The 13,790-nt window shown below is 58.6% G+C and carries 13 protein-coding genes and 1 tRNA gene; 10 read left to right on the top strand and 4 right to left on the bottom strand.

Translation table 11 applies throughout. From position 1 onward, the window contains the following. The first annotated feature begins 102 nt into the window (after positions 1–102). The 5 genes from pcnB (at position 103) to pgi (ending at position 5,418) form a co-directional block, all read left to right on the top strand. On the top strand, positions 103–1,449 hold the full coding sequence (gene pcnB / locus ABJM11_RS04755; RefSeq protein ID WP_348293570.1) for a polynucleotide adenylyltransferase PcnB: 1,347 nt from the start codon (positions 103–105) through the stop codon (positions 1,447–1,449). Positions 1,450–1,451: 2 nt separating this feature from the next. Continuing rightward, positions 1,452–1,967, top strand: a complete 516-nt coding sequence (folK, locus tag ABJM11_RS04750) for a 2-amino-4-hydroxy-6-hydroxymethyldihydropteridine diphosphokinase (RefSeq protein WP_348293568.1) — start codon at positions 1,452–1,454, stop codon at positions 1,965–1,967. Positions 1,968–2,085: 118 nt separating this feature from the next. Next, complete coding sequence (panB, locus tag ABJM11_RS04745) at positions 2,086–2,880, top strand: 3-methyl-2-oxobutanoate hydroxymethyltransferase (protein WP_348293567.1); 795 nt, start codon at positions 2,086–2,088, stop codon at positions 2,878–2,880. Beyond that, positions 2,877–3,725: a pantoate--beta-alanine ligase gene (gene panC / locus ABJM11_RS04740; protein ID WP_348293566.1), complete on the top strand. Its 849-nt coding sequence runs from the start codon at positions 2,877–2,879 to the stop codon at positions 3,723–3,725. The genes panB and panC overlap by 4 nt, the downstream gene beginning before the upstream one ends. Before the next feature lie 28 nt (positions 3,726–3,753). Further along, positions 3,754–5,418, top strand: coding sequence for a glucose-6-phosphate isomerase (pgi, locus tag ABJM11_RS04735; protein WP_348293565.1), 1,665 nt, complete (start codon positions 3,754–3,756; stop codon positions 5,416–5,418). A 15-nt stretch (positions 5,419–5,433) separates the two neighbouring features. Here the strand turns inward: pgi and folK (ABJM11_RS04730) are convergent, their stop codons facing one another. After that, positions 5,434–5,952 (bottom strand): 2-amino-4-hydroxy-6-hydroxymethyldihydropteridine diphosphokinase, encoded by a 519-nt coding sequence (gene folK, locus ABJM11_RS04730; protein WP_348293564.1) that lies wholly within the window; start codon positions 5,950–5,952, stop codon positions 5,434–5,436. After that, complete coding sequence (gene folB / locus ABJM11_RS04725) at positions 5,952–6,308, bottom strand: dihydroneopterin aldolase (RefSeq protein WP_348293562.1); 357 nt, start codon at positions 6,306–6,308, stop codon at positions 5,952–5,954. Before folB ends, folK (ABJM11_RS04730) begins: the two co-directional genes overlap by 1 nt. A 160-nt stretch (positions 6,309–6,468) precedes the next feature. Between folB and plsY the strand changes: the two genes are divergently transcribed. Next, positions 6,469–7,062, top strand: coding sequence for a glycerol-3-phosphate 1-O-acyltransferase PlsY (gene plsY / locus ABJM11_RS04720; RefSeq protein ID WP_348293561.1), 594 nt, complete (start codon positions 6,469–6,471; stop codon positions 7,060–7,062). Here plsY and tsaD read toward each other — a convergent pair. Next, entirely contained in the window at positions 7,059–8,114 is a 1,056-nt protein-coding gene (gene tsaD / locus ABJM11_RS04715) for a tRNA (adenosine(37)-N6)-threonylcarbamoyltransferase complex transferase subunit TsaD (protein ID WP_348293560.1), read from the bottom strand. The two genes, plsY and tsaD, sit on opposite strands and share 4 nt — an antisense overlap. Before the next feature lie 239 nt (positions 8,115–8,353). Between tsaD and rpsU the strand changes: the two genes are divergently transcribed. The 4 genes from rpsU to ABJM11_RS04695 all read left to right on the top strand — a co-directional run bounded on the left by rpsU (position 8,354) and on the right by ABJM11_RS04695 (position 12,674). Continuing rightward, positions 8,354–8,569 (top strand): 30S ribosomal protein S21, encoded by a 216-nt coding sequence (rpsU, locus tag ABJM11_RS04710; protein WP_007153483.1) that lies wholly within the window; start codon positions 8,354–8,356, stop codon positions 8,567–8,569. 152 nt (positions 8,570–8,721) lie between these two features. Beyond that, on the top strand, positions 8,722–10,455 hold the full coding sequence (gene dnaG / locus ABJM11_RS04705; RefSeq protein WP_348293559.1) for a DNA primase: 1,734 nt from the start codon (positions 8,722–8,724) through the stop codon (positions 10,453–10,455). Positions 10,456–10,634: 179 nt separating this feature from the next. Further along, positions 10,635–12,482, top strand: coding sequence for an RNA polymerase sigma factor RpoD (gene rpoD, locus ABJM11_RS04700; RefSeq protein WP_348293558.1), 1,848 nt, complete (start codon positions 10,635–10,637; stop codon positions 12,480–12,482). 115 nt (positions 12,483–12,597) lie between these two features. Continuing rightward, positions 12,598–12,674, top strand: a tRNA-Ile gene (locus tag ABJM11_RS04695). Positions 12,675–12,926: 252 nt separating this feature from the next. Here ABJM11_RS04695 and ABJM11_RS04690 read toward each other — a convergent pair. Then, positions 12,927–13,544 (bottom strand): hypothetical protein, encoded by a 618-nt coding sequence (locus tag ABJM11_RS04690; protein ID WP_348293557.1) that lies wholly within the window; start codon positions 13,542–13,544, stop codon positions 12,927–12,929. Between the last annotated feature and the right edge of the window lie 246 nt (positions 13,545–13,790).

Here is a 13,790-nt window from a genome sequence, read left to right as displayed (position 1 = left end):
CCACTCCACCAGCAGTTTTCGCAGGCTTATGGCGCCAGACATGTGCAAATCCCGCCCAAACCGTTAAACTCTCGCTTTTGCTCACCGCAATAACGGAATTCAATGCTTAAACGACTATTGTCATACGTGTCAGGAAACGGGAAGAAAAAAGCCCGCACCTATCAGCGCCGGGAAATCCCCCGGGACCAGCATAATGTCTCCCGCTCCGCCATCAGCGAGCCCGCCAAAAAGGTGCTCAACCGCCTGAACAATGCCGGCTATGAAGCCTATCTGGTCGGCGGTGGTGTTCGTGACATCCTTCTTGGCGGCAAGCCCAAAGACTTTGACATCGCAACCAATGCGACCCCGGAAGAGGTTCATGACCTGTTTCGCAATTCCCGACTGATTGGGCGGCGCTTTCGCATCGTCCATGTCCTGTTCGGGCGCGAAGTCATTGAAGTCACCACTTTCCGGGGCAACGCCGCGGATGCGGAAGAGGACAGCGACGACGATGATGACCGCAGAACCAGCGAACACGGTCTGCTGTTAAGAGATAATGTGTACGGCAACCAGGAGGAAGACGCCCTGCGCAGGGACTTCACCGTCAATGCACTTTATTACTGCATTCGCGACTTCACCGTAGTGGACTTCGCCAATGGCATCGAAGACCTCAACAACCGCCAGATGAGACTGATCGGCGACCCGGAAACCCGCTACCGTGAAGACCCGGTACGCATGCTCCGCGCCGTGCGCTTCGCAGCCAAGCTTGGCTTCGACATTGAACCGGAAACCGAGGCGCCGATCCGGGAGCTGGCGCCGCTACTGACACACATCCCACCAGCGCGGCTGTTCGAAGAAGTGCTGAAATTGTTTTCCGCCGGCTACGGTGAGGCCACCTATGACCTGCTCAGCGAGTACAACCTGCTGGCACCGCTTTTCCCGGAAACCGTGCAAGCCATCGACAACGGCCAGCCGGACGAGCTGATCCGCAAGGCATTGCGCAACACCGATGCCCGCATTGCCCAGGGCAAGTCCGTTACCCCTTACTTCCTGTTCGCGGCCATGCTCTGGCCTGCCCTGCAGGCGGAATGGCGCAAACGCCAGGACAACGGGGAACCGGTACAGCCGGCCCTGCACCAGGCTATTGCCAAGATTATTGGCCGCCAGGTCCAGGCCACCTCTATCCCCAAACGTTTTTCTGGCCCCATGAAAGAAATCTGGGAACTGCAGATGCGCCTGCCTCGCCGCCAGGGCAAACGGGCCTTTGTGACCATGTCCCACCCACGTTTCCGGGCCGCCTATGATTTCCTTCTGGTGCGTGAAGCGGCCGGCGAGATCGAGCCCGGACTTGGCGAATGGTGGACAGAGTTCCAGGAGGCGGACGAGCGAGGTCAGGAACGCATGCTGACCCAGCTGGGTAGCGATGGCCCCAAGAAGCGTCGCCGCAAGAAACCTGCAAAGAAGACCTGAGCATGACGGCCACAGACGCCTTTATCGGACTGGGCAGCAATATGGCAGACCCCGCCAGCCAACTGGCCGGCGCTGTGGCCCGGCTGGCCGCGCTGCCGCAAACCGAACTGCTGGCGCAATCGGCCTTCTACAGCAGCAAGCCAGTCGGCCCCCAGAACCAACCCGATTTCGTGAACGGCGCTCTCTGGCTACGCACCGAACTGACACCACTGGAACTGCTGGACCAGCTTCAGTCCATCGAAAAGGCCCACGGCCGTGAACGGGTTCAGCATTGGGGCCCGCGAACACTGGACCTGGATCTGCTGCTGTACGGCAACGAAACCATCGCCAGTGCACGCCTGACAGTGCCCCACGCCGAACTGGCAAATAGGGACTTTGTGCTCCAGCCCTTGCTGGACCTGGACCCGGAACGGGTTCTGCCGGACGGTCGCAGCCTTGCGGGCCTGAGGCAACAGTGCCCGGACAACAACTTGCAAAAACTCAATCCGGTGGCGCGAGAGCCTTTCCCGCCAGGCTGACACCAATAGCCCGGCGTGCCGCTATTGCCTCAGATCCACCCCCGGATTACCCTTAAGACCTGATTGCCGGCATACCCCGGCGCGGTTTTAGCCCATCCACCCACAAGGCAAGGATTCTATGGCTGTTACCATCAATACCCTGCGGGACTACAAGCAGAAGGGCGAAGCCTTCTCCGTACTGACATCCTACGACGCCACCTTTGCACAAATTGTCAGTGAGGCTGGCGTTGACGTTATCCTCATCGGCGACTCCCTCGGCATGGTGCTGCAAGGGCACGACAGCACGCTGCCAGTGACCATGGACCAGATGGTGTATCACGTATCCTCCGTGGCCAAGGGCAACCGTGGCTCGCTGATCATGGCCGACATGCCCTTTATGACCTATGGCACTGTTGAAGCAGCGCTTGAGAACGCGGCGGAGCTGATGCGCGCGGGTGCACACATGGTCAAGCTGGAAGGCACCGACTGGATGAAAGACACCATTCACGCTCTCAGTGAACGTGGCGTACCGGTATGTGCACACCTGGGCCTGACTCCGCAGTTCGTCAACAAATTCGGCGGCTACAAGGTCCAGGGCCGGGATGAAAAGCATGCCGAACTGATGATCGAGCATGCCTGCGAACTGGTTGCCGCCGGCGCGGATGTGATCCTGCTGGAATGCGTGCCCGCCCCGCTTGCCGCCCGTATTACCCAGGCCGTTCAGGCTCCGGTTATTGGTATTGGCGCTGGCGCGGACACGGATGGGCAGGTACTGGTTGTACACGATATGCTGGGCATGACCACCGGCCGAAAGCCACGCTTCGTGAAGGATTTCCTGGCCGGGACCGGATCTGTCAAAGGTGCCATTGAAGCTTACGTGGCCGCGGTTCGCGACCGCTCATTTCCCGCCGAGGAGCATACGTTCAAGGCATGAGAACCGTACATACTCTGAAAGAACTTCGCGCCATGCTTCGCGGCTACCGCCAGCAGGGCAAACGCATCGGGCTGGTGCCTACCATGGGCAACCTGCACGAGGGCCACATCTCGCTGGTGAGAAAGGCACGGGAGGCCGCAGACATTGTGGTCACCACCATCTTCGTGAACCCCATGCAGTTCGGTGCCACTGAAGATCTCGACACCTACCCGCGCACATTGATCGAAGACCAGGAACGACTGGATGAGGCGGGCAGCACACTGGTGTTCGCCCCCTCTAATGACGAAATATATCCCCAGGGGCTGGCACGGCACACCCGCGTTGTTGTTCCGGAAGTCAGTGAAGGCCATTGCGGCGCAAGCCGGCCGGGACACTTTGAGGGTGTGGCAACGGTGGTCACCATGCTGTTCAACATGGTGCAACCGGACATCGCCGTTTTCGGCGAGAAGGATTACCAGCAGCTGGCGGTCATCCGCAAACTGGCCCGCGACCTGATGATTCCGGTGGAAGTGATCGGTAGCCCGACAGTGCGTGAGGAGGACGGGCTGGCGAAGAGCTCCCGCAACGGTTTCCTGACGGAAGAGGAGCGGGCCATCGCCCCTATCATCTATCGCACCCTGCAAAACACGGCAGACCAGATCCAGAATGGACGCAGCGATTTTGTAACGCTGGAGCAGGAAGCCAACGAGGCCCTCAGCGAGGCCGGCCTGCGCCCGGATTACTTCAATATCGCCAACAGCCTGACCCTCAAGCCGGCCAGCACAGACGATACTGAGCTTACGTTACTGGTAGCGGCGTTTCTCGGGACCACACGGCTTATCGACAACCTGTCCATCACCCGTTAACCGAACAGACTGACGAAAGGATTCCATTATGTCTCAGGGCTCTGCTCCACTCACCAGCCGGCCAGAGTGGCAGGCACTGACAAAGCATCAGACGGAACTGGAAAATACCCACATGAGGGAGATGTTCCGCGACGACCCGGCCCGGGCCAGCCGCTTCTTTATAAGCGGCGCCGGCCTGTCACTGGACTACTCCCGCAATCGCATGACCGACGACACCATGACCAGGCTTATGGCGCTGGCCAGACGCTGTGGTGTGCCTGAACGCACCGAAGCCATGTTTCGCGGCGACCACATCAATGTGACGGAAAAGCGCCCGGCATTGCATGTCGCCCTGCGGGATACCAGTGGCGCCCCTCTCCTTGTCGATGGCACCAACATCACCCCGGAAGTGGAAACCACACTGAACCGCATGGCACAGTTCGTGGACGACGTGCTCAGCAAACGCTGGCTGGGTCATACCGGAAAGGCCTTTACCGATGTGGTGAGCATTGGCATTGGCGGCTCCTTCCTCGGCCCCAAACTGGTATCGGAAGCTTTGCGGCCTTATTGGCATGGGCAACTGAAGGGCCACTATGTGGCCAATATCGACGGCACCCAGATTGCCGAAGTGCTGAACCGGGTAAACCCGGAAACCACCCTGTTCCTGATCCAGTCCAAATCCTTCCGTACCCAGGAAACCCTGGAAAACAGCAAGGTGGCCCGGGCCTGGTTCCTGGATAACGGAGGCACCGAGGACCAGATCGCAAAGCACTTCGTAGCGGTGACCGCCAACACGCCGGAAGCGGTGAACTTTGGCATTTCCGAGAACAATATCTTCCCGATGTGGGACTGGGTGGGCGGGCGTTACTCGCTGTGGTCCGCCATCGGCCTGCCAGTGGCACTGACTATTGGCATGGACCACTTCCGTGCCCTGCTGTCTGGCGCCAATGCGATGGACCAGCACTTCCGCAATACCCCTCTTGAGCAAAACCTGCCCGTAGTGATGGCCATGCTGGGGATCTGGTACAACAATTTCTGGGGTGCCGAAACCTACACCATCCTGCCCTACGACCATTACCTGCGCAGCCTGCCGGCACACCTGCAGCAACTGGATATGGAGAGCAACGGCAAGAGCGTCACCCAGAACGGTGAATCGCTGAGCTACCAGAGCGGGCCAGTGATCTGGGGTGGCGTCGGCGCCAATGGCCAACACGCCTTTCACCAGCTGCTGCACCAGGGCACCCGTTTGATTCCGGCGGATTTCATTATTCCCCTGGAAACTCACAATCACGTTGCCAGCCACCACGTTACCCTGTTCGCCAACTGCCTGAGCCAGTCACGGGCGCTGATGTCCGGCAAAACCCTGGAGGAGGCGAAAGCCGAACTGAAGGCGGAAGGCATGAACGCGGAAGACATCGACAAGCTGGCGCCCCACAAGGTGATCCCCGGCAACAAACCCAGCAATACTCTGCTGATGGACAAGTCGACGCCGGAGACGGTGGGCGCCCTGATTGCGCTCTACGAGCACCGTACCTTTGTCCAGGGCATCATCTGGGACGTGGACTCGTTCGATCAGTGGGGCGTGGAACTGGGCAAACAGATGGGCAAGGGCATTCTGGAGCGCCTTAGCGGTGAAACGGCGGAAGGCGTCGAGCCCAGCGACAGTTCAACGGATAACCTGATCCGGATCTACCGCACCCACCACTCGTCCTGAGGGCAGGCTGCAGGTCTAACTGGCAGCGGCCCGGGAAATCAGCCGGCCCTGCCAGATGAAATCCACCGTCCAGAGTTTCTGGTCACGGTCATAGGCCTGCCATAGGTCGTGGTAACGCTGGCCGCAGACCGGATGAATATCAGCTGGCGCAATTTCCGCCAGTGGCAGCAGCACAAAGGCGTTCTTCAGTATCTCGCCCCGCGGCAGTTCCACGCCATCAACCGTGCCGACCTCGTCGTCGTAGGTGAGAATGTCCAGATCCAGGGTTCGGGCACTGAATTTCGGCACGTCCCGGAGCCGGCCATTGTCCGCCTCCAGTTGTTTGAAACGGACCGACAGTTCAGCCACAGCCAACTCCGTATCGACGCCGACAACCAGATTGTAAAAGGGGGAGCCGTCAAAGCCGACCGATTCACTTTCGTACACCGAGGAAATCAGTAACCTCCCGAACCAGTGATCCAGCGCATCCAGCGCCGCAGTGATATACCGCTCACGGTCAATGTTACTGCCGATACTGATATACACCCGTGGCATCACCGACTCCCCCGCTCAATCTTCACGCCAACCCCCACCGCAGTTGGCACAGCCCCCGGCTTGCGAAGGGTCAGCCGCAGCCACCGCACGCCAAACTCATCCTGGAGCAACCTGGCAATGCCTTCGGCGGCGGTTTCCAGCAGCTGTGGGCGAGCCTGGACCAGGAAAGCCGAGACCCGCTCACTCACAAGCGCGTAGTCCAGCGCATCGCCGACGTAGTCCGAGGCCGCGGGCACCCGGTTATCCCATGCCATCTCCAGATCCACCAGCAGCCGCTGGCCCACTTCCCGCTCCCAATCGTACACGCCGATGATTGCCTCAACGGCCAGACCTTCGATCAGTACACTATCTGTCAACGGAGGCACTCCCGGGCTTACACTCTTTGCTGATTGAATAACGCGCAGGCAGCGGATACTGTGTAATTTCTGACCTGCTTCGTCGCGGGGCCGGCATTTTCTCATAAATGATCGGTGCGCGTCTTTGCGTCTTTTGCCACTTTGCCAATGAACACCGCCGATGAATTATCTGAGCGACCCGGTACTGACAGTTCTGCTCTGCGCCCTGGCCTACCTGGCAGGCTCAGTGCTGTTCGCCCTGCCGGTATGCCGCGCCTGGCAACTGCCAGACCCACGGGCCCTGGGCTCCGGCAATCCTGGCGCCACCAACGTCTATCGCACCGGCGGTTGGCCTCCGGCGGCAGTGACGCTGTTTCTGGATGCCGCAAAGGGATGGCTGCCAGTTTGGCTGGCCCACCAGGCAGACCTGACGAGTCTCTCGCAGGCAATGGTGGCACTGTGCGCAGTGACCGGGCATATGATTCCATTGTTCTATCGGTTCAAGGGCGGGAAAGGCGTGGCGACCGCATTGGGGGCCGGGCTGGCACTGGCGCCGGTCACCACGTTGATGCTGGCAGCCATCTGGGCACTGGTGATGTGGCGATGGAAGATTTCCGCGCTCGCTTCGATTGTGGCGATTGTCAGCGGCCCAATCATCAGCGCTCTGATCGAACCGGACACCCTGCCCCTGTTCGGCCTGCTGGCCATACTGATCGTAGTGCGCCACCGCAACAACCTGATCCGTATGGCCCAGGGTCGGGAGCCCGGTTTCTAGTCTACAAGGCCATTCGTCCGTGGCTCGCCCACCGGCGGCAACATGTTCATCGGCCAGCGCGGCACCGCCACGATGCGATCCCCATCCTGCTGCCCGGCCTTCATGCGCTGGCAACCCGCGTAGGCAATCATCGCCCCGTTATCGGTGCAGAATTCAGGCCGGGCGTAGAACACGCCGGCGCGGAGCTTTTCGGTCATCTTCTCAAGCCCCGCCCGCAGGCGCTTGTTGGCACTGACGCCGCCAGCAATCACCAAACGCTTGCTACCGGTCTGCTCCAGGGCCCGGCGGCACTTGATGGTGAGGGTATCCACCACCGCCGCTTCGAAGGCCAGAGCAATATCGGCGCGGGTCTGGTCGTCCAGCCCGCCGGCTTTCTCCGCGGCATTGACGGTATTGAGGGTGAAGGTCTTCAGGCCGCTGAAACTGAAATCCAGCCCCGGCCGATCCGTCATCGGGCGCGGGAACCGGTAGCGGTCTGGCACCCCCTTTTCAGCAAGTGCCGCTACCCTCGGCCCGCCGGGATAGTCCAGTCCCAGCATCTTGGCGGTTTTGTCGAAGGCTTCGCCGGCGGCGTCATCCACGGATTCGCCGAGCATTTCATACTCGCCAATGCCCTTCACCAGTACCAGTTGGGTATGGCCGCCGGATACCAGCAAGGCGACAAAGGGAAACGCCGGGGGATTGTCCTCCAGCATCGGCGCCAGCAAATGGCCTTCCATATGATGTATGCCCAGCACTGGCACCCCCAGTGCAAATCCCAGCGCGTGGGCCACGGAACCACCCACCATCAGAGCCCCCACCAGGCCGGGGCCTGCGGTGTAAGCAATTCCCTCGATATCAGCGCGCCCCTTGCCGGCGTCTGCCAGTATCTGATCGTACAAAGGTAGCAGTTTGCGAACGTGGTCGCGGGAGGCCAGTTCCGGCACCACGCCGCCGTAGTCCGCGTGCATGTCTATCTGGCTGAACAATGCGTGCGCCAGCAGCCCCTGCTCGCTGTGGTAGAGGGCAACGCCGGTTTCATCGCAGGAGGTTTCGATACCGAGAATCAGCATAAATAAGGGCCACAACTCCGGGCTGGTGAACGTCAGCGGAGCATTTTAGCAGAAACCCGAAACCCTCCGTCAGTTTCATCGAACAAACATTGACCTCGCCCATGGCCAGGCGCTATCATTGCCGGCCTTAAATACGCACTGGTCGAGTTTTAGCCAATCTGACCAGGTATCGAGTCGATCTGACAGACCGGTCGATCAGACAAAACAGAAACCGAATCAATCAGGTAGGTGATTTTCGAATGCCAGCTGTTAAAGTGAAAGAGAATGAACCGTTTGACGTAGCCCTTCGTCGCTTCAAGCGTTCCTGCGAAAAAGCAGGCGTGCTGTCGGAAGTACGTCGCCGCGAGCACTACGAGAAGCCGACAGCCGTGCGTAAGCGCAAGGCAGCTGCAGCCGTCAAGCGTCATCTCAAGAAGCTTCAGCGGGAACAGCGCAAGTTCGAGCGTCTGTACTAAGCTTTACCGGACGCCGCTTGACTGCAAGCCTATAATCGCCTGTATAGCCACAGGTTGCACAGAGCGATACCAAAATGCCGCCGAGGCCTGGCTTCGGCGGCATTTTTGGCTGTACTTCCAGGCCCGGCACTTTCCGCGCGACCGGAGACATCATGAGTGGACTGATCCCGCAACGTTTTGTTGAAGACCTGCTCGACCGGATAGACCTGGCCGAGCTGATCGGATCACGTATCACCCTGAAAAAGGCCGGCGGCAACTACAAGGCCCGCTGCCCCTTCCATGATGAAAAAACGCCGTCTTTCAACGTTCGGCCGGACAAGGGCTTTTATCACTGCTTTGGCTGTGGCGCCCATGGCGATGCCATCAGTTTTGTTCGCGAATTCGACGGCCTGGGATTTACCGACGCGGTGGAAGAGCTGGCACGACGCGCCGGCATGGAAGTGCCTTACGACCAGAGCGCGCGCCAGGAAATGCAACAGGCGCGAACCCTGACCGACGCCCTGGATTACGCCACACGCTTCTATCAGGGCGCTCTCAGGGGCCAACAGGGCGAATTCGCCCGGGACTACCTGAAACAACGGGGCCTTGACGACAGCATTATCGAACAGTACATGCTGGGCTACGCGCCCGGCACCGGCACCGCCCTGTTCGACAGCGCCAGCAAGGACCTGCAGGGGCCATTGATTGAAACCGGCACGGTCTCCGACAAGTATGGCCGGCCACGGGATCTGTTCCGCAACCGGGTGATGTTCCCGATCCGCAACAGCCGCGGGCGGACCATTGCCTTTGGCGGGCGCACCCTGGGCGACGACAAGGCCAAGTACATCAACTCTCCGGAGTCTGATGTGTTCCATAAAAGCCGCGAAATCTATGGCCTTTATGAAGCCAAACAGTCGATCCGCCAGCTCGACAGGTTGCTGGTGGTGGAAGGCTACATGGATGTCATCGCGCTGGCGCAGAACGGCATCCATTTTGCGGTGGCTACACTGGGCACCGCCACTAACCAGGACAGCCTGTCGGCCCTGCTGAAACAGGTGCGGCACGTGGTGTTCTGCTTCGACGGTGACCAGGCAGGTTATCGCGCCGCAGACAAGGCGATGGAAAACGCCCTGGAATTGCTGACTGACGGACTGCATCTGCAGTTTCTGATGATGCCGGACGGCGAAGACCCGGACACACTCGTACGCAAGGAAGGCGCGGACGCGTTCCGGAAGCGCATCGACGGCGCCACCCCCCTGTCCCGCTACCTGTTCAACCGACAGAGCGAGGGGCTGGACCTGACACTGCCGGAAGACCGTGGCGAGCTCAAAGCACGAGTAGAACCGCTGCTCAAGAAAATGCCCCGGAGCACCCTCAGAGATGCCATGTGGCACGAGATGTTGCGGCTGTGCGGCAACAACCGGGGAGACTGGCAGAACCGCCGGCAACCGAACGGTAAAGGTGGCTACGGCGAACGCCGTGTGCAGGAACAACGGATTGACGTAAAGCTCAGCAAGGACACCCAGCTTTGCCTGGCCCTGCTGGAAGCTCCGGATATGGCCAGCGAAATTGCCGAGCTATGCAGAAGCAGCCGCCAATACCGGCAGGCTGGCCAGTTTGCCGGCTGGATCCTGGAGAATGAGATTGGCAACCGGCGCTCACTGACACGGCAACTGGCAATGAACAAGCAGGCCAGGGAGCGGTTCTACGGGCTGTTCGATGGTATTGAGCACGTGCCGGCTCGGGAACAGACCCTGGCAGGCGCCCGGGAGATGCTGAACCCGAACCGGGAAGTAGCACGAAAGCAACGGTTGGCGTCCCTGCTGTCGGAAAAACGCAGCCTTGCCGACCTCACCGCCGAGGAACGGCAGGAACTGAAAGCACTCAGCGGCCAGAGCGACGACTGAGCCGCACCAGAAACAGGGCCGGCGGGCCAGAAAACGCAAAAACTGCAGCCGGAGACGGTACTGCACTTGAAACTTGCAGTGTTGACCACCATCTAACCATCCGGTGGCAGAGCATTAGCGTGACAGCTATAATGGCTGTTTAACTTTTTTACTTTTACCAGCGAGTCCACAGGGTGTCTATGTCAGGCAATTCGCAGAAATCACGTTTAAAAGATCTCATTGCACGAGGCAAAGAGCAAGGTTACCTGACTTACGCTGAGGTAAATGACCACCTCCCGGAAGACATTGCTGACCCGGATCAGGTCGAAGACATCATTCGCATGATCAACGACATGGGCATCCAGGTATCTGAAGTTGCACCGGACGCAGACACGCTGCTGATGACCGACGGCGATTCCACCGCCGACGAAGCCGCTGCAGCAGAAGCCGCTGCCGCACTCGCTGCTGTTGAATCCGACGCCGGCCGCACCACCGACCCGGTCCGCATGTACATGCGGGAAATGGGCACCGTGGAGCTACTGACCCGGGAAGGCGAAATCGTCATTGCCAAGCGCATCGAGGAAGGCATCCGCGATGTGATGGCAGCCGTTGCGCATTTTCCGGGCATCACTGGCACCGTTATCCAGGCCTACGACCGCATTATCGAGAACGAAGGCCGCCTCAGTGACATCGTATCCGGTTTCCTCGATCCGGACGGCGCCGAACCGTTCATGGACGAAGACAACACTCCGGACACTTCCAGCAGCTCTGACGACTCATCCGATGATGACGATGATGACGACAGCGAAGAAGAAACCGAAAGCGGTCCGGATCCGGAAGAAACCCGCCTGCGCTTCGAGCTACTGAAAGAAAAGCTCGATGCCGCCGATGCGTGCCTGGCCAAGTACGGCCGTGCCCACAAGAAAACCCAGGAAGCCCTGAACGAGCTCGGCCAGGTGTTCGCACCCTTCAAGCTGGGCAACAAGGCGTTTGACGAGCTGGTGAACGTTGTCCGTTCCACCAACGATCTGGTGCGTGAAAACGAGCGCGCGATCATGAAAATCTGTGTGCGTGAGTGCAAGATGCCACGCAAGGATTTCATCAAGACATTCCCGGGCAACGAAACCAGTCTGGACTGGGCCGAGAAGATTGCCAAAGGCAAGAAACCCTACGCGCCGCTGATTGCAGAACGCATCGACGAGATCGTCCGTCTGCAGAAGCGCATCGCCAACATCCAGACAGAAGTGGACCTGGACGTTTCCGACATCAAGGAAATCAACCGCCGCGTCTCCATCGGTGAGGCCAAGGCTCGCCGTGCCAAGAAAGAAATGGTGGAAGCCAACCTGCGCCTGGTTATTTCCATTGCCAAGAAGTACACGAACCGTGGCCTGCAGTTCCTGGACCTGATCCAGGAAGGCAACATTGGCCTGATGAAAGCCGTCGACAAGTTCGAGTATCGCCGTGGCTACAAGTTTTCCACCTACGCCACCTGGTGGATTCGTCAGGCCATCACCCGCTCCATTGCGGACCAGGCCCGCACCATCCGTATTCCGGTGCACATGATCGAGACCATCAACAAGCTCAACCGTATCTCCCGCCAGATGCTGCAGGAGATGGGTCGCGAGCCCACGCCGGAAGAGCTGGGTGAGCGCATGGAAATGCCTGAGGACAAGATCCGCAAGGTATTGAAGATCGCCAAGGAACCGATCTCCATGGAAACCCCGATCGGCGATGACGAAGACAGCCATCTGGGCGACTTCATTGAAGACATCCAGGCCCTGTCACCCGTCGACTCGGCCACTGCCGAGGGCCTGCGCGAAGCCACCCGCTCCGTGCTCTCCGGCCTGACGGCGCGCGAGTCCAAGGTGTTGCGCATGCGCTTCGGCATCGAGATGAACACCGACCACACTCTGGAAGAAGTGGGCAAACAGTTCGATGTTACCCGCGAGCGGATCCGCCAGATCGAAGCCAAGGCCCTGCGCAAACTGCGTCATCCTTCCCGCTCCGACCACCTGCGCGGCTTCATTGACGATCAGGGCAACGGATAACACCACAACAGTAGCGGGCGCCATCCCTCACCGGTATAATGGCGCCCGCTTTGTTGCTCCCGCCCGGGAGCAACACTCCGAAAAGCAAACCTTTAAGCAGCATTCGCTGATAAAAGGGCCTATAGCTCAGTTGGTTAGAGCAGAGGACTCATAATCCTTTGGTCCCTGGTTCGAGTCCAGGTGGGCCCACCATTTTTCAGCGATTTACACCTATCTAATGGTAGTTAAACCATAAATTGTCCGTTTTGGCCAAGTTATGGTTGACTAGTTAACCAAAAATGTCCGCTTTGAGTGTGTAGGGGCGCCGAGGTCGCAAAGCGAACATTCAGATTTTGGAATAACGCCAACATTCAGCGGCCGCCTTGGCAGAGCGAAGCGGCGACAAGGCTGTCCGGTGGAGGGCCTCCCGGCCCATAACGAACTGAAACTATTGGTTAGGCCGCTTTACACGGCAACCTTTTTAATAATTTGGTTCCATCGAAATAAAGAGATGAACAGAATCGTGGTGGATACAATGATCAGTATTAATGAAGATAGCGCTGTACCATCCAGGCCAATTATCTCCTCCCCTATTTGGGCAGCTACGAAAGCAACTATCCAGTAAACAGCTATAAATGAAACGTGAGGGAGAACTGCACTAGAAATTCCTCCGACCACATCATGCTCCTGTCGGGCCAGCAAGTGCCAAGCCACTGCTGCACAGTGCCAAAATGACACTGCTGCGATAATGCTAACCCAGTCCGGATGAAGCTGGAACGCATTAGCCATAAGTAGATAGAGGGTGAACGCCATCACCAAGTCGAGATAAAACCTCAGGAAGCTAAGGGAAGTCATATCAAACGGGAATTTATTTGTTAGCGCATGGTAGACAGCAATATCGTATACAACAAACGAGAATATGGAAATTCCGACGAATATCGTCAACAGGAACTCGCTGACGCCTTGCGACCAAGCTTCACGAGCGACCGGCTCGTAGATTTGTATGCCAAGAGCAACGATTGCGCCAAATACGACATCAATAAACCATACCCATCTCTGAGATTGTTCTGCTGTGATAGTCATACAGGCTCCTTAAGTGCCTAACGCCAGCCATAAGCGGCACTCTGACAAGGGCGTCCGGTCGAGGGCCGTAGGCCCGGAATGGATTTACCCCGGTGCAGTGGGCACTCCTAGTGTGCCTTAACAAAAGTTCGTCTTATTATTCAGCTTATCGGAAAGACGAGCGATTGATGCAATGATTTGATCCGCTGTTTTGCGCCAGATAAAAGGTTTGGGATCGTCGTTGTATCTTGCCAGGTAGTCTTTAAT

Source organism: Marinobacter sp. (assembly GCF_039977835.1).
GTDB lineage: Bacteria > Pseudomonadota > Gammaproteobacteria > Pseudomonadales > Oleiphilaceae > Marinobacter.
The sequence above is the reverse complement of the archived record's forward strand: the minus strand, read 5'-3'. Positions and strand labels throughout refer to the sequence as shown.